This window comes from Nonomuraea mangrovi (genome assembly GCF_042681425.1).
GTDB classification, from domain to species: Bacteria; Actinomycetota; Actinomycetes; order Streptosporangiales; family Streptosporangiaceae; genus Nonomuraea; species Nonomuraea mangrovi.
Genome location: NZ_JBHUFV010000005.1, coordinates 24,775 through 38,553, shown reverse-complemented (window position 1 = coordinate 38,553; position 13,779 = coordinate 24,775). Strand labels below are relative to the sequence as shown.

18 protein-coding genes are annotated in these 13,779 nt (G+C 70.4%); 7 read left to right on the top strand and 11 right to left on the bottom strand.

Annotated features, from left to right (window positions below; genetic code table 11):
* Positions 1 to 65 precede the first annotated feature (65 nt).
* Positions 66 to 1,151 (bottom strand): FAD-dependent monooxygenase, encoded by a 1,086-nt coding sequence (locus ACFSKW_RS04310; RefSeq protein ID WP_379569344.1) that lies wholly within the window; start codon positions 1,149 to 1,151, stop codon positions 66 to 68.
* Between the two features lie 29 nt (positions 1,152 to 1,180).
* Between ACFSKW_RS04310 and ACFSKW_RS04305 the strand changes: the two genes are divergently transcribed.
* Together ACFSKW_RS04305 and ACFSKW_RS04300 are read left to right on the top strand one after the other, a co-directional pair.
* A complete protein-coding gene (locus ACFSKW_RS04305) occupies positions 1,181 to 2,089 on the top strand; it encodes a TetR/AcrR family transcriptional regulator C-terminal domain-containing protein (RefSeq protein ID WP_379569342.1) in 909 nt (302 codons plus the stop codon).
* Positions 2,079 to 2,750: an ankyrin repeat domain-containing protein gene (locus tag ACFSKW_RS04300; protein ID WP_379569340.1), complete on the top strand. Its 672-nt coding sequence runs from the start codon at positions 2,079 to 2,081 to the stop codon at positions 2,748 to 2,750. Before ACFSKW_RS04305 ends, ACFSKW_RS04300 begins: the two co-directional genes overlap by 11 nt.
* On the opposite strand, the gene ACFSKW_RS04295 is transcribed toward ACFSKW_RS04300, so the two are convergent.
* On the bottom strand, positions 2,734 to 3,468 hold the full coding sequence (locus ACFSKW_RS04295) for an alanyl-tRNA editing protein (RefSeq protein WP_379569338.1): 735 nt from the start codon (positions 3,466 to 3,468) through the stop codon (positions 2,734 to 2,736). The two genes, ACFSKW_RS04300 and ACFSKW_RS04295, sit on opposite strands and share 17 nt — an antisense overlap.
* Before the next feature lie 141 nt (positions 3,469 to 3,609).
* Here ACFSKW_RS04295 and ACFSKW_RS04290 point away from each other — a divergent pair, with 141 nt between their 5' ends.
* Positions 3,610 to 4,200, top strand: a complete 591-nt coding sequence (locus tag ACFSKW_RS04290) for an SGNH/GDSL hydrolase family protein (protein ID WP_379569336.1) — start codon at positions 3,610 to 3,612, stop codon at positions 4,198 to 4,200.
* Here the strand turns inward: ACFSKW_RS04290 and ACFSKW_RS04285 are convergent.
* From ACFSKW_RS04285 to ACFSKW_RS04245, 9 genes are all read right to left on the bottom strand, one after another.
* Positions 4,166 to 4,621, bottom strand: a complete 456-nt coding sequence (locus tag ACFSKW_RS04285) for a MarR family winged helix-turn-helix transcriptional regulator (RefSeq protein ID WP_379569334.1) — start codon at positions 4,619 to 4,621, stop codon at positions 4,166 to 4,168. The two genes, ACFSKW_RS04290 and ACFSKW_RS04285, sit on opposite strands and share 35 nt — an antisense overlap.
* A gap of 130 nt (positions 4,622 to 4,751) precedes the next feature.
* Entirely contained in the window at positions 4,752 to 5,087 is a 336-nt protein-coding gene (locus ACFSKW_RS04280; protein WP_379569332.1) for a DUF2516 family protein, read from the bottom strand.
* A 404-nt stretch (positions 5,088 to 5,491) separates the two neighbouring features.
* Positions 5,492 to 5,908: a hypothetical protein gene (locus tag ACFSKW_RS04275; protein ID WP_379569330.1), complete on the bottom strand. Its 417-nt coding sequence runs from the start codon at positions 5,906 to 5,908 to the stop codon at positions 5,492 to 5,494.
* A gap of 3 nt (positions 5,909 to 5,911) precedes the next feature.
* Positions 5,912 to 6,418 (bottom strand): helix-turn-helix domain-containing protein, encoded by a 507-nt coding sequence (locus ACFSKW_RS04270; RefSeq protein WP_379569328.1) that lies wholly within the window; start codon positions 6,416 to 6,418, stop codon positions 5,912 to 5,914.
* A gap of 74 nt (positions 6,419 to 6,492) precedes the next feature.
* Positions 6,493 to 7,398, bottom strand: coding sequence for a M56 family metallopeptidase (locus ACFSKW_RS04265; RefSeq protein WP_379569326.1), 906 nt, complete (start codon positions 7,396 to 7,398; stop codon positions 6,493 to 6,495).
* Positions 7,395 to 7,751 (bottom strand): BlaI/MecI/CopY family transcriptional regulator, encoded by a 357-nt coding sequence (locus ACFSKW_RS04260; protein ID WP_379569324.1) that lies wholly within the window; start codon positions 7,749 to 7,751, stop codon positions 7,395 to 7,397. The genes ACFSKW_RS04265 and ACFSKW_RS04260 overlap by 4 nt, the downstream gene beginning before the upstream one ends.
* A 61-nt stretch (positions 7,752 to 7,812) precedes the next feature.
* Positions 7,813 to 8,343, bottom strand: coding sequence for a GNAT family N-acetyltransferase (locus ACFSKW_RS04255; RefSeq protein WP_379569322.1), 531 nt, complete (start codon positions 8,341 to 8,343; stop codon positions 7,813 to 7,815).
* Between the two features lie 10 nt (positions 8,344 to 8,353).
* The gene (locus ACFSKW_RS04250; RefSeq protein ID WP_379569320.1) at positions 8,354 to 9,166 is read right to left on the bottom strand and encodes a class I SAM-dependent methyltransferase; all 813 of its coding nucleotides are present in this window, start codon (positions 9,164 to 9,166) and stop codon (positions 8,354 to 8,356) included.
* A gap of 16 nt (positions 9,167 to 9,182) precedes the next feature.
* On the bottom strand, positions 9,183 to 9,929 hold the full coding sequence (locus ACFSKW_RS04245; RefSeq protein ID WP_379569318.1) for an SDR family NAD(P)-dependent oxidoreductase: 747 nt from the start codon (positions 9,927 to 9,929) through the stop codon (positions 9,183 to 9,185).
* A gap of 93 nt (positions 9,930 to 10,022) precedes the next feature.
* On the opposite strand from ACFSKW_RS04245, the gene mshA reads away from it, so the two are divergent.
* From mshA to ACFSKW_RS04225, 4 genes are all read left to right on the top strand, one after another.
* A complete protein-coding gene (gene mshA / locus ACFSKW_RS04240; protein ID WP_417629454.1) occupies positions 10,023 to 11,294 on the top strand; it encodes a D-inositol-3-phosphate glycosyltransferase in 1,272 nt (423 codons plus the stop codon).
* Complete coding sequence (locus ACFSKW_RS04235) at positions 11,291 to 11,800, top strand: type III secretion system chaperone family protein (RefSeq protein ID WP_379569316.1); 510 nt, start codon at positions 11,291 to 11,293, stop codon at positions 11,798 to 11,800. Before mshA ends, ACFSKW_RS04235 begins: the two co-directional genes overlap by 4 nt.
* 161 nt (positions 11,801 to 11,961) lie before the next feature.
* Complete coding sequence (locus tag ACFSKW_RS04230; RefSeq protein WP_379569314.1) at positions 11,962 to 12,705, top strand: phosphoglyceromutase; 744 nt, start codon at positions 11,962 to 11,964, stop codon at positions 12,703 to 12,705.
* A 140-nt stretch (positions 12,706 to 12,845) separates the two neighbouring features.
* Positions 12,846 to 13,769 carry an SRPBCC domain-containing protein gene (locus tag ACFSKW_RS04225; RefSeq protein WP_379569729.1) on the top strand — a complete coding sequence of 308 codons (924 nt, stop codon included), beginning with the start codon at positions 12,846 to 12,848 and terminating at the stop codon, positions 13,767 to 13,769.
* Positions 13,770 to 13,779: the final 10 nt, after the last annotated feature.

The window sequence follows — 13,779 nt, the reverse complement described above, 5'->3', positions numbered from 1 at the left end:
CCGCCCGAGTACCTCGGGCATCGGCCTGGTCTCCCCCGGCGTTCGAACCCGGGGGAGCCCGGGTGTCATAGGGTGATGGCGTTCTTCGCCTTCTCCACCGACTCGTCGGAGGCGGGGCCTCCGGGGTTCTCGGTGGCGAGCGCCTGGTTGAGCTCGACGAAGCCCCGCATCCGCTGCTCGTAGCGGTCGAAGCCGCCGTCCACCGACCTGCCCAGCTCCTCGGCCAGGACGTACGCCCCCACCATGGCCAGGCTGGTGCCCTGGCCTGACATCGGCGAGGCGCAGTAGCCCGCGTCACCCACCAGCGCGACCCGTCCCTGCGACCACCGGTCCATCTTGATCTGCGCCATCGCGTCGAAGTAGAAGTCGGTCGACTTCCACATGGCCTCCAGCAGCCTCGGCGCCTCCCACCGCAGGTCGCCGCAGTGCTCGGCGACCAGCCGCTTCTGCTGGTCGATGTCGCGGTGGTCGTACTCCACGGGCTGGCCGCCGAAGCCCAGGTTGACCTTCAGTTCCGTGTTGCCGCGCACGGGGAACAGCCCGAGCCCGGCGTCGCCGTCCCTCATCCAGATCTGCCAGTCCTCGAGTGCCAGCAGGTTGTCGGTGGTGAAGATGCAGAGGTGCATCCCCAGGTGGTGGATGAACCGCGACTCCTCGCCGAAGGTCAGGCGGCGGACGTTGGAGTGCAGGCCGTCGGCGCCGATCACCAGGTCGAAGCGGCGGGGCGCGCCGTTCTCGAAGGTGACCTCGCCTGTGGAGCCGATCGAGGTGATGGAGTCGCCGAAGACGAACTCCACGTCGCCGTCCAGCCCGTCCCGGATGATCCGGGTCAGGTCCTCCTTGAGCAGCTCGACGTCCCCGCTGTCGAACCGGCCGCCGCTGTACGTGCCCTCGGTGTCGCGCATGATCTCGTTGCCGTCGCCGTCGAGCATCGACATGCCGCGCCAGGTGGTGCGGACCCGGCGGAGCTCGTCCGCGATGCCCATCCGCTCGGCGACCGTGAACGCCGCTCCTCGCACGTCGACGGCCTGGCCGCCGGGGCGCAGGCCGGGGGCGCGCTCGACGATGGTGGGGTGGAGGCCGTGGCGGCGCAGCCAGTGGGCGAGGGTGAGGCCCGCGATGCTGGAACCGGAGATCAGGATGTTCGTCATGCTCTGAATGTACGGTGTATTGTGTACTAGTGCAGTCGCCTTATCTGGAAATCGTCGAAGACATCAAGCGCCGCATCGCCACGGGGAAGCTGAAGCCGGGCGACCGGCTGCCGCCCGTCCGGCAGGTCGCCAAGCGGTGGGGAGTGGCCCTGGCGACCGCGACCAAGGCCATGAACACGTTGCAGCAGCAGGGGATCGTCCAGGCGAAGCCGCGTGTGGGCACGATCGTGGCCACCCCCGGCTTCGCCGCCGCGCCCTCCGGGGAGCTGACCCGCGAAGGGATCGTGCGGGCCGCGATCGAGATCGCCGACGCCGAGGGGCTGGGCGCGCTGACCATGCGCGGCGTCGCGGCCAAGCTGGGCGTGGCGCCCATGTCGCCCTACAAGTACGTCGGGAGCAAGGAGGAGCTGATCCTGCTCATGGCCGACACGGTCTACGGCTCGCTGGTCTATCCCGACCGGCACCCTGCGAGCTGGCGGGCGGGGCTTGAGGAGGCCGCGCGCACCATGTGGGCGCTCCACAAACGTCATTCGTGGCTCGGGCAGGTCACCTCGCTCAACCGGCCGCTGGCGCTGCCCAACCTGGCGATCCACGCCGACCGGGTGCTCGGCGCGCTCGAACGGCTCGGCCTCGACCCGGTCATGACGCTCAACGTGCATGTCGTGTTCTACGCCTACCTCCAGGGGCTGGCGGCCAACCTGGAGCGCGAGGCCCAGGCCGAGGAGGCCAGCGGCATGTCGGAGGAGGAGTGGATGGACGTTCAGGAGCCGAGGCTCGTGGAGCTCGCCGCGTCGGGCGCCTATCCCGCGTTCGCGAGGGTGCTGGACACCCTCGACGGCGGATACGACCTGGATCTGGACGAGATCTTCGAGGTCGGACTCAGGCTGCACCTCGACGGTCTGGCCGCGATGATCGAGGATGGACGCCATGGACGTTGACGCCCCGATCGCCGTCGCCGTCGTGGCGGCCATCCACGCCGGTGACACCGCCGAACTCGACCGCCTGCTGACCGAGCACCAGGGGCTCGCCCGCGAGTGGCTGGAGGGCGACGACGGGACGATGCGTTCGCTCCTGCACGTGGCCACCGACTGGCCGGGCAACTTCCCCGCGGTGGGGCGGACGATCGCGACGCTCGTCGCGCACGGGGCGGACGTCAACGCCCGCTTCGTCGGCCCGCACACCGAGACGCCGCTGCACTGGGCGGCCAGCAACGACGACGTCGAAGCGCTCGACGCGCTGCTCGACGCGGGCGCCGACATCGAGGCCACGGGAGCGGTCATCGGAGGCGGCTCGCCGATCGCCGACGCGGTGGCCTTCGCGCAGTGGAAGAGCGCGCGGCGCCTGGTCGAGCGGGGCGCGTCCGTGGAGGCGCATGAGGCGGCGGCGCTGGGGCTGCTGGATCGCATGGCCGAGCCGTACGACCTGGATCTGGCCTTCTGGTGCGCCGCGCACGGAGGGCAGCGCGACATCGCCGAGTATCTCCTGCGCCGGGGCGCGGACCCCGCCTGGGTGCCCGACTGGGAGCCGCTGGACGCGGCGGGCGCGGCCAGGCGCAACGGGTTCGGCGAGGTGGCCGACTGGCTCAGTCGGAGATCGTGATCCGCAGGCGGCGGAAGCCCCTGCCCTTGCTCTCGATCTTCGCCACCTTGATCCGGCCGATCTGCTTGGTCGAGGCGACGTGCGTGCCGCCGTCGGCCTGGGTGTCGAGGCCCACGATGTCGACGATGCGGACGTCCTCCACGGTCTCCGGCACCAGGTTGGTGGCGGTGCGGATGATGTCGGGGATCGCGAAGGCCTCCACGCGGGGCAGCACCCGCACGTCGATGCGCCGGTCGGCGGCGATCTCGGCGTTGCAGGCGTCCTCGACCGCCTCCTTGAAGCCCGGCGGCACCTCGGGCAGGTTGAAGTCCATCCTGGCGGAGAACTCCTCCATGTTGCCGCCGGTGACCAGCGAGCCGTAGTCGCGGAAGACCACCCCGCACAGCACGTGGAGTCCCGAGTGGGTACGCATCAGCGCCGAGCGTCGATCGTCGGCCACGGCCGCGGCGACGACGGTGCCCACAGGGGGAACAGGGTCGCCTTCTGCCGGGATCAGGTGGAGATCGTCGCCTTTGCGCACCCCGACGATCCTGGTTTCCACCCCCTGCCAGAGAAGAACTCCGTGATCGGCCGGCTGGCCGCCGCCGCCCGGATAGAATGCCGACTTGCTCAAGACGATCCCCTCTGGCGTCGAGTCCAGGACGACCGCCTCGAAAGAGCGCAGGTTCTGGTCGGAGAGTTCGAGCCGTTGCGTGCGCCCGTGGAGATCGAAGGTCATGTCGGCAGCTTAAAGCCCCCTGAGGTGGTCATGCGCGGCGTGCTGCGTAGTCGTCTGCTCGCATCGGCCGCCACGATAATCGGGATTTGTCCCGCTATTGCGGGGTGCAACAGCGCTGCCGCCTCGCGACCGCCCGCGCGCGTGCCCGCCGTACAGAAGGCGGTGCCGGTGATCATGTTCGTCGGCGACAGCTTCACCGTCGGCTCGGGGCCCGTGCGGACGTGGGAGACCTACGCCACCGAGACCGCCAGACGGCTCGGCTGGCAGCCGGTGGTCGCGGGCGCGGGCGGCACCGGTTTCGTCAACCAGGGCAGGGTGGGGCGCACCTTCGAACAGTCGTACGTGGCGGAGCTGGCCTGGCGGCCCGCCCCCGACCTGCTGGTCATCTCCGGCGGCCACAACGATCGCAGGTGGACGGGCCCCACGGTACGGCAGGCCGCCGCCAGGCTCGTCTGGTCCGTCAAGGCCCACTGGCCGGACACCAGGATCGTCATGATCGGCCCCATCTGGATGGACGGCGCTCCGCGCCAGGCCTACGTGGTGCGCGACGCGCTCGCCGAGGTGGCCGGCCGCGAGCGCGTCACCTTCCTCGACCCGCTCAAGCAGCGCTGGACCTCGGGCGGCCGGGCGGCCGTGCTGCTGCCCGACGGGGTGCACCCCACGGCGGCGGGGCACGTCAGGCTGGCGCAGTGGCTGGTCAGCGCGCTGCGGGCCACTCCCGTGCCCTCTTGATCTGGCGCTCGTAGAGCTCGCGTGACTCCCGCAGGAACCGGGTGATCGCGTCGACCTGCTCGTCGGTGTACTGGGACAGGATCGCCTCACCTTCGACGATGAAGGGGCCGTACAGCTCCTGCGCCTTGGAGACGATCTTCTCGGTGGGCCTGACCACCACCTTGCGGCGGTCCTGGGGATCGGGGGAGCGGGTCAGGTAGTCGAGCTTCTCCAGCCGGTCGAGCATGGCCGTGACGCTGCCCGTGGTCAGGCCGAGCGCGGGGCCCAGGATGCCGGGGGTGATCTCGCCGTGTTGCAGCAGGATCTCCAGGCACCGGGTGTCGGTCCTGTTGATACCCAGCACGCGGGCCGCGGCCGTGTCGAAGTCGTCGACGGCGGCCTGGAAGGCCTGCATCTCGGGGCCGATCATTTCTCTTGACATTCAACCCTCTTGAAGTTCAAGTTAAATGCCAGGGTAGCAAACACCGGCGCACGCCACACCACCCGGACCGGCCAGACATGTCTGGGGCCGGGCCGGTCCTCGGTCAGGCGTCAACGGGTCAGTACGGCCGTCACCAGGGCCCGTAGGGGCCGTTGTTGCCGCCCTTGCCCATGCCCTGCACCGCGGGCTTGACGTCGGCGAGGTAGACGCCGGCCGCGATGACCGAGGCGATCGCGAAGATGTTGAGCCGCGCCAGACCGCTGGCGCCGAAGTAGCCCCATGCCGTGGCGAACGCGAACAGCGTGCCGAGGCCGAGGATCAGCAGCCACCATTTCTTCTGGAGCTTGCCCGCCGCGATGAAGGCGTTGGTCGGGGTGCGAAGGGCGTGGACGAGCGCCCAAACCGACATGCCGAACGCGATGATCGCGAGAATCGCGAAGATGAGGTCAAGGCCAAAGGTGATCATGTCCGCTCCGCCCAATGCCGCGATGTCGCAACCCACCCTAATCCATTCACCCTCAAACCTGTTTCCGTACGGCCAGCCCCCTTTGGCGCCTGCCTGGTCACGGGGTCCCCTCCACCGCGGGCGCGCCGCCCGGCGGGACTCCGCTCCCCGCCGTCACGACGTCCCCCGTACCCCAGCCTGCCCGCGGCCCTTTCCCGGCAAAGGGCCTGGGCAACCGCCGGAGCCGGCGTTTCGGAGGATCCGGGGAAACGCCGGAGCCGGTGTACCGGAGAGATCCGGGGAAACGCCGGAGCCCACGCCGTCTGGAGGGTTGGAGATACGGCGGAACCCCCGCCGTCTGGAGAGTCGGAGATACGGCGGAACCCCCGCCCGAGGAGATCGGGCGGGGGTTCCTGGTGCGCGGGTCAGGCCTTCGGGGTGGCCTTGGTGGTGCGGGTGGTCTTCTTGACCGGGGTGGCGACGGGCGGCTCGGCGGCCTCGGAGACCTCCTCCAGCTCCAGCGCGGCCTCGCCGCTCACCTTGCTGACGACCTTGCGGCCGCGGTTGGCGAACTCCTCGTAGACCTCGGTGGCCCTGGTGCCGAGGTGGTCGGCGTAGTCGCGCGCCTTCTCGGGGAACTCGCGGGCGAAGCCCTCGGCCTTGATGCGGGCCTCGCGCGCCTTCTCCGGCAGCTCCTTGGCGATCTCGGAGCGGCGCGACTGCAGCTTCAGCAGCTGCTCGGGCAGCTCACGGAGCTTCTCGACGGCGTAGTCGCCGGCCCCGGCGACGGCGTAGAACGGCTTGGACTCGGTGAGCTTCTTGACCTCGGTGGCGAGCGTCATGGGTTAACCTTCCTTGGTTTCCTGGGTGACGGTGCCGTTGTTCGAGGAGCTGGGTGGATCCGCCGCAAAAGGCGCGAGCGCGGCGAGAAATTCCTCTGGCAGCGGCTGCTCGTCGTCCGTTTCGGAGTCGCGCTGGGGATGAGCTTTCTGGGAGGTCTGCTCGTCCTCGGCGCGGTTCTCCTTGCGGAACGACTCGTAGATGTCGATCAACACCTGGCGTTGCCGCTCGGTGATGAGGTTGTCGGCCCTGATCGAGGCGATCACGTCGCTCGGCGGTTCGCGGTCCTCGATCAGTCCCGCTTGCACGTAGAGCGCCTGTGACGAGATGTGCAGGCCCTTGGCTATCTGGTTCAGGATCTCGGCACTCGGCTTTCGCAGTCCGCGCTCGATCTGGCTGAGGTAGGGGTTGGAGACCCCTGCCGCCGCCGCGAGCTGGCGCAGCGAGATCTTCGCCTGCTGCCGCTGCTCGCGGATGTATTCGCCGATCGATCCGACCTTGGGTAGTGCCATACCGATAGTCTGCACCCAAGGTGCTTGCAATTGCAAACGGAGTAGCTAACAGCTGCAAGCAGCGAATCGTGAGGTCAGAAGGGCAGCGCCCACAGGAAGGGCGCAGACGTGGCCAATGTCACACTCAGCGCGACCAGACCGTAGCGCCGCGAGCGCGACAGCTCGGGGGTCGGCTTGATCAGCCTGTCGACCCTGGCCATCACCTGGGAGTGGGCGGCGCCGAGCATGCCCTGAGGGGCAGGGACGGCGCCTGCCGTACCGAACCTGAGCAGGGCGGTGGCCAGGCGGCGCGGCGAGCAGTAGCGGCGGGCCCTGTCGTCGGCGGCCATCTCGACCAGCAGCTCGACCTGCGACTGCGCATCACGGGCGACCTTCGAGAACGGCAGCGCCCTGCGCAGCGCCCCGAACGGCAGCAGCACCAGGTCGTGGCGCTCGCGGACGTGGGCGGACTCGTGGGCGAGCACCGCGGTCAGCTCGTCCTCCGACAGCAGTTCGAGCGTGCCCGAACTGACCACGACGTGCGAGCGCAGTCCGGGAACGCAGTAGGCGGCGGCGCCGGGGTGGTCGAGGACCCGCACACCGGGGATGCGCGGCTCCTCGCGGGCGATCAGCGTGAGCAGCATGCGGTGGCGGCGCCTGGCGCGCAGCGTCTGCACGCCCGCGGCCAGCAGGACGACGACCAGGACGGCCAGCATGGTGAGCCCCGCGATCATCGCGAGCGCGTGGAGCAGGTCCCACCGCTCGTGCGGCGCCTCACCGGCGGCGAAGGCGACCAGTCCCTGGATCACGCCCCTGTCGTACGGCATGACGGCGAAGGCGAGCAGCGCGCCGGTGCTGGCGAGGCCCCACGCGACGCCGAGCGACTGCCACAGGGCGATGGCGAGGCGAGGAGCGCGGAAGGTCCAGCGCGCGGCGGTGAAGCGCCAGGCGCCGATCGCGCATGCCGCGGCGAGCGCTGCCAACGCCGCCGCCGTGATCACTCGTCCTCCAGCTCCGTGAGCGCCTTGCGCAGGATCTCCGCCTCGGTTCCAGAGACGGCCTGGGCGAATCGGGTGAGGGCGGCCGAACGGTCGCCCGTCATGTCCAATGCTTCCAGCATAAGCTCGGCGACGTAGCTGTCACGGGTTTCGGCTGGTTCGTATCTCCAGGCCCTGCCGTCCCTGGTCCGCTCGAGGAAGCCCTTGCGGGTGAGCCGGTCGAGAACGGTCATGACGGTGGTGGGGGCCAGGTCACGGTCTTCTATGAGCCTGCCGACCTCACGGGCGGTCAGGGGGACCTTCTGCGCCCAGAGGATGTCCATGATGCTGCGTTCGAGTTCGCCAAGACCCTTCACACGTACCAGCGTAGTACTACAGGCTGTCGAGCTGAGATCCGGGCCGCCGATGAGAGGGACGTCACGCGTTCTCGGGCAGGAACGTCACCATGTAGATCTCGTCGCGGTCGTCGCCCTCCGCCACTCTGATGGCGCGCGGCACCCGGCCGACCTCGCGGTAGCCGTGCCTGGCGTAGAACTGCTCGAGCCCGAGACCGCCCCTGGCCGTCAGCCTCAGCGACTCGAGGCCCAGCCGCGTGCCCGCCTCCGCCACGGCCCGCATGAGCTCGCCGCCGTAGCCCTCGCCCTGGTGCTTGGGGTGCACCATGACCCGCATCACGGTCCGCCAGTGCGTCATGAGCGAGTGGCCCGTCGAGACGAGGACCGCCCAGCAGGCCACCCGCCCGTCGTCGTCGAAGCCGACGACCAGCGTGTCGGGGCCGCCGTCGGCGCAAGCGGCGAACGTCGTGGTGGCGGTGGGCCCGATGTCGTCGGCCGACACGGGCGGCACCCATCCGACCGCACCGCCCGCGTTCGTCACGTCGACCCAGCAGTCGAGCAGGTCGTCGAAGAGCTCGGGCGAAATTTCAGGAGAAATCACGAAACGCGGCATGGGCGGAAGGTTATCCGCCGACCGGATGGACGGCCGACCAGGGGATCGACAGCTCACCCAGCCGCCACCTGGCGGTGCCGCCCAGCGGCGCCACGCGGTGGACGGGCCAGCCGCCCGCGAGGATCTCGACGGCCCTCAGCCACCGCTGCCGCAACCCGTGCGCCCCGTACGGCGCGGCCACCGCCCACGCCCTGTCGAAGTCGCGCAGGAAGGCGTGGACGGGCTCGCCGGGGACGTTGCGGTGGATGAGCGTCTTGGGCAGCCGGTCGGCCAGGTCGGACGGCCGCTCGAAGGCGTTGAACCTGGCCGAGAGCGTCAGCGTCAGCGGCCCTTCGGCCGACAGGCACGCCCAGACCGCCCGGTGCCCGATCTCCGAGCAGGTCCCCTCCACGACGATCCCGCCAGGAGCCAGGCGCGAGGCGAGGACGTCCCAGTAGTGCCACGCCTCCGCCTCGCCGTACTGCCTGAGCACGTTGAAGGCCCTGATCACCGTGGGCGGCCGGGGGACGGGAAGCTCGAAGCCGCCGAGCGCGAACGACAGCCCTTCACGCTCGTAGGGCTTGGCGAGCGCCACGCGGGCAGGGTCTATCTCGATGCCGACGACCTCCACCGAGGGCGACACCCGTCGCAGGCGGGTGAACAGCTCGAGCGTCGTCGTATGCGACGCGCCGTACCCCAGGTCGACCACCAGGGGGCGGTCGGTGGCGCGCAGCAAGCGGCCGTGGACGGCGGTGAGCCACCTGTCCGCGCGACGCAGCCTGTTGACGCCGGTCGTCCCCCTGGTGACGCTGCCGACCGGCCGGCCGGCGGAGGACGGGCTCATGGAACCGCCACGTTCTTCATGGGGAGGTGACTCGGTGGACCTTGTGCTGGGCGGCCTGGGCGCGGGGGCGGATGACCATCCTGTCGACGTTGAAGTGCGCGGGCCTGGTCACGCTCCACGCGATCGCGTCGGCCACGTCGTCGGAGGTGAGCGGGTTCTCGACGCCCGCGTAGACCTTGGCGGCCGCCTCGGCGTCGCCGCGGAAGCGGGTCACGGCGAAGCCCTCGCTGCGCACCATGCCGGGCGCGATCTCCACGATCCTGACCGGCTGCCCCACGAGCTCCAGCCGCAGCGTCTCCACCATGGCGGTCTGGGCGTGCTTGGCCGCCACGTACCCGCCGCCGCCCTCGTAGGAGACCAGTCCGGCGGTCGAGGTCAGCATCACGAGCACGCCGTCGCCGGATTCGACCAGCTTCGGCAGCAGCGCCTGCGTGACCCGCAGCGAGCCGAGCACGTTCGTGTCGTACATCCGCTGCCAGTCCTCGACACGCCCCTCCGCCACCGACTCCACGCCGAGCGCGCCGCCGGCGTTGTTGACCAGAACGTCGCACCGCTCCAGCGCGGCCGCGAGCGCGTCCACCGACTCCTGGGAGGTGACGTCGAGGGTCACGGGCGTGATGCCGCCGACCTCCGCTGCCAGCTTGTCGAGCCGATCCCTGCGCCTGGCACCCGCCACGACCTCGTATCCTTCGGCGGCCAGCCGCCGCGCGGTCGCCTCCCCGATCCCGCTGCTCGCACCGGTCACCACTGCCGTCTTCGTCATGGGCCCATCCTGCCAGGGCGGCGAAAGCTGATCTTGCGTCGGGGAATGTCGGAATGTTCTTGCCAGTTATAAACGCTCTGGAGGTGATGTCTGTTGAGGCGACGCGTCAACAGGGTCGCGACGGTGAGCATGCACACGTCTCCGCTGGACCAGCCGGGCACCGGCGACGCCGGCGGAATGAACGTCTACATCGTCGAGACCGCCAAGCGACTCGCACAGCTGGACGTCGAGGTGGAGATCTTCACCAGGCAGACGGCCCGCGATCTGCCGCCGGTGGCGGAGCTGGCACCTGGCGTGCTGGTCAGGCACATCACCGCAGGTCCCTATGAGGAACTGGACCGCCGCGAGCTGCCGGGACAGCTGTGCGCGTTCCTGTCAGGCGTGCTGCGCACCGAGGCGATGTACGAGCCGGGCCACTACGACCTCATCCACTCCCACTACTGGCTGTCGGGCCAGGTCGGCTGGCTGGCCAAGGAGCGGTGGGGCGTTCCTCTCGTGCACACCATGCACACGATGGCCAAGGTGAAGAACCTGCTCCTGGCGGAGGACGACAAGCCCGAACCGCAGGCGCGGGTGCTCGGCGAGGAGCAGGTCGTGGAGGTCGCCGACCGCCTGGTCGCCAACACGGAGGCCGAGGCCGGCGAGCTCGTCGACCTGTACGGCGCGCCGGCCGACCACGTCGCCGTCGTCAACCCGGGCGTCAACCTGACCGTCTTCCAGCCCGCCTCCCAGGGCGCCGCGCGCCACCGCCTCGGCCTGCCGCAGGACGCCCACGTGCTGCTGTTCGTGGGCAGGATCCAGCCGCTGAAGGCCCCCGACGTGCTGCTGCGCGCCGCGGCCAGGATGCTGATCGAGGACCCCTCGCTGCGCGATCGCCTGGTGGTCGCCGCCGTCGGAGGGCCCTCGGGCAACGGCCTCGCGCGCCCGTCGATCCTCACCGAGATGGCGGCGGAGCTCGGCATCTCCGACGTCGTACGGCTGGTGCCGCCCGCGCCCCAGCGCGAGCTCGCCGACTGGTACCGCGCGGCCGACGTGACGGTCGTGCCCTCCTACAGCGAGTCGTTCGGCCTGGTCGCGCTGGAGTCGCAGGCGTGCGGCACGCCGGTGGCGGCCGCGTCGGTGGGCGGGCTGCGCACCGCCGTGCACGACGGGGTCTCCGGGGTGCTCGTCGACGGCCACGACCCCGACGACTGGGCGCGGGTGCTGCGCAGGTTCGTCACCGAGCCGCTCTGGCGGGACGAGCTGTCGCAGGGGGCCAGGGCCCACGCCAACGCGTTCGGCTGGTCGGCCACGGCGGCGCGGCTCATGGACGTCTACGGCGGTGCGGTGTCGCATCTGCACGCCATGTCTAGGCTTGCCGTATGAGGGAAGTGGTCGAAGCCGCGCTCAAGGCAGCCGATGTCTCCTACGACGAGCCCCGCGAGGGCGCGTTCCTGGTGAAGCTGCCCGGCCAGCACAAGCTGGCCACGATGACCTGGCTCATCGTCGGCGACCACGCCCTGCACGTGGAGGCGTTCTTCTGCCGGCAGCCCGACGAGAACCACGCCGAGTTCTACAAGTGGCTGCTGAGCAGGAACGGCGGCATGTACGGCGTGCACTTCGCCGTCGATCCCGTCGGCGACGTCTACCTCGTCGGCAGGATCCCGCTGTCGGCCGTCGGCGACGAGGAGATCGACACCGTGCTCGGTTGCGTCCTCACCTACGCCGACGAGTGGTTCGACCGGGCGCTGGAGCTCGGTTTCGCCTCCTCGATCAGGCGGGAGTGGGAGTGGCGGGCCAAGCGCGGCGAGTCGCTGGCCAACCTGCGGGCGTTCGCCCGGTTCGCCGATCCTGATCGGTCGCCTCAGGACGCGGCACCACCCGCTTCCTGATCGGTCGCCTCCGGACGCGGGACCACCCGCTTCCTGATCACCAGGCCGAAGGCGGCCACGCACATGCCGCTGCGACAACCCGGAGTTCGCGCCGTGCAAGGACGCGGGGCCCTGTTTCCTGTGTGGTGTGGCACGCGAGCCCGCTCGCTAGGCTTGTCCGCATGGCGACTTTGGTGCTTGTACGGCACGGTGAGAGCGAATGGAACGTCAAGGGCCTGTTCACCGGGTGGGTGGACGCCCCGCTGTCACCCAAGGGTGAGGAGGAGGCCCGCAGGGGCGGCGAACTGCTGGTCGAGGCGGGCATCAAGCCCGACGTCGTGCACACCAGCGTGCTGAACCGTGCGATCCGCACCGCGAACCTCGCGCTGGAGGCCGCCGACCTGGCCTGGCTGCCCGTCACGCGCTCGTGGCGGCTCAACGAGCGCCACTACGGCGCGCTCCAGGGCAAGAACAAGGCGCAGACGCGCGAGGAGTTCGGCGAGGAGCAGTTCATGCTGTGGCGCCGCTCCTACGACGTGCCGCCGCCGCCCATCGCCGACGACGACGAGTACTCCCAGCGGGGCGACACCCGCTACGCGATGCTGCCCTCGGAGCTCATGCCGAGGACGGAGTGCCTCAAGGACGTCGTGGACCGCATGCTGCCGTACTGGTACGACGCGATCGTCCCCGACCTGGCGCTGGGGCGCACGGTCATCGTCTTCGCCCACGGCAACTCGCTGCGGGCGCTGGTCAAGCACCTGGACGGGATCTCCGACGAGAAGATCGCCGGGCTGAACATCCCGACGGGGATCCCGCTGCGGTACGAGCTCGACGCGGACTTCCACCCGCTGGTCGCCGGCGGGGAGTACCTCGACCCCGAGGCGGCCAAGTCGGCGATCGAGGCCGTGGCGAACCAGGGCCGCTGACCTCTTCGCGCGGCGCCACGTCCGTGGCGCCGCGCCGCGCAGGCCCCGCGCGCTTCCGGTTTCCGACGGCACCGAGCTGAGACCGGACACGTGCGTTAATCTCGGGCGCAACGTCCAAAGGGAGCGCGGGAGCCGTGACCATGGAGCATCCGAAGGAGAATCCAGAGGCCTTCCTGCGGCTGACCCGCACCGTTGACGGGCCCGCCGATGCCGTCTACGCCGCCTTCACCGACGCGGCACTGCTGCGGCGCTGGTTCGCCCCGCGCGACCACGAGGTCGCCGAGGCGGAGGCCGACGCCCGCGTGGGTGGCCGCCACCGCACCGTGGTCGAGGGACCAGACCCCGACCCGCACGTCCTGACCGGTGAGTACCGCGAGCTGGTCCCCGGCGAGCGGATCGTCATGACCTGGGCCTACGACGGGCCGGACCGGGCGGTCGACCGATCGGAGTCCCTGGTGACCGTCGAGCTCAGAGCGGCGGGACCGCGCTCCACCAAGGTGATCCTGCGCCACGAACGGCTGGACACCCCCAGGAGCAGCGAGCGGCTGCGGGCCGGCTGGGCCGAGTGCCTGGACAAGCTCGCCTCGCTCCTGGCCGCGCCCGCGCCCGTGTGCCCGCCCGACCTGTCGTCAAGGCCGTTCGACCTGGCGGTCGAGCGGACCATGGCCGCGCCGCCCGACGTCCTGTTCAGGGCCTGGACCGAGCAGTTCGACCGCTGGTTCGCGGCGCAGGGGACGGTCCTGATGCGGGCCGAGGTCAACGCCCCCTTCTTCTTCGAGACCGTCCACCGGCCGGAGGGGGCCGCCGAGGCGCGGCGCCACCCGCACTACGGCCGGTTCCTCCGGCTGGAGAGGGACAGACTCGTCCAGCTGACCTGGGTCACGGGCGCGGGCGGCACCAGAGGCGAGGAGACGGTCGTCACGGTCGAGCTGACGCCCGGTCACGGCGGGACCCTCCTCAGGCTCACGCACGCAGGATTCCCCGACGCGGACGCCCGCGACGGCCACGAACAGGCATGGCCCGAGGCGCTCGCCCACCTCGACCGGCAGACCGCCAAGGACTGACGCCCGCGCC

Coding starts and splice junctions, on each gene's coding strand:
- ACFSKW_RS04310 (WP_379569344.1), bottom strand. CDS start 1,151: ATGACGAACATCCTGATCTCCGGTTCCAGCATCGCGGGCCTCACCCTC.
- ACFSKW_RS04300 (WP_379569340.1), top strand. CDS start 2,079: ATGGACGTTGACGCCCCGATCGCCGTCGCCGTCGTGGCGGCCATCCAC.
- ACFSKW_RS04295 (WP_379569338.1), bottom strand. CDS start 3,468: ATGACCTTCGATCTCCACGGGCGCACGCAACGGCTCGAACTCTCCGAC.
- ACFSKW_RS04285 (WP_379569334.1), bottom strand. CDS start 4,621: ATGTCAAGAGAAATGATCGGCCCCGAGATGCAGGCCTTCCAGGCCGCC.
- ACFSKW_RS04280 (WP_379569332.1), bottom strand. CDS start 5,087: ATGATCACCTTTGGCCTTGACCTCATCTTCGCGATTCTCGCGATCATC.
- ACFSKW_RS04275 (WP_379569330.1), bottom strand. CDS start 5,908: ATGACGCTCGCCACCGAGGTCAAGAAGCTCACCGAGTCCAAGCCGTTC.
- ACFSKW_RS04270 (WP_379569328.1), bottom strand. CDS start 6,418: ATGGCACTACCCAAGGTCGGATCGATCGGCGAATACATCCGCGAGCAG.
- ACFSKW_RS04255 (WP_379569322.1), bottom strand. CDS start 8,343: ATGCCGCGTTTCGTGATTTCTCCTGAAATTTCGCCCGAGCTCTTCGAC.
- ACFSKW_RS04250 (WP_379569320.1), bottom strand. CDS start 9,166: ATGAGCCCGTCCTCCGCCGGCCGGCCGGTCGGCAGCGTCACCAGGGGG.
- ACFSKW_RS04245 (WP_379569318.1), bottom strand. CDS start 9,929: ATGACGAAGACGGCAGTGGTGACCGGTGCGAGCAGCGGGATCGGGGAG.
- ACFSKW_RS04235 (WP_379569316.1), top strand. CDS start 11,291: ATGAGGGAAGTGGTCGAAGCCGCGCTCAAGGCAGCCGATGTCTCCTAC.
- ACFSKW_RS04230 (WP_379569314.1), top strand. CDS start 11,962: ATGGCGACTTTGGTGCTTGTACGGCACGGTGAGAGCGAATGGAACGTC.
- ACFSKW_RS04225 (WP_379569729.1), top strand. CDS start 12,846: ATGGAGCATCCGAAGGAGAATCCAGAGGCCTTCCTGCGGCTGACCCGC.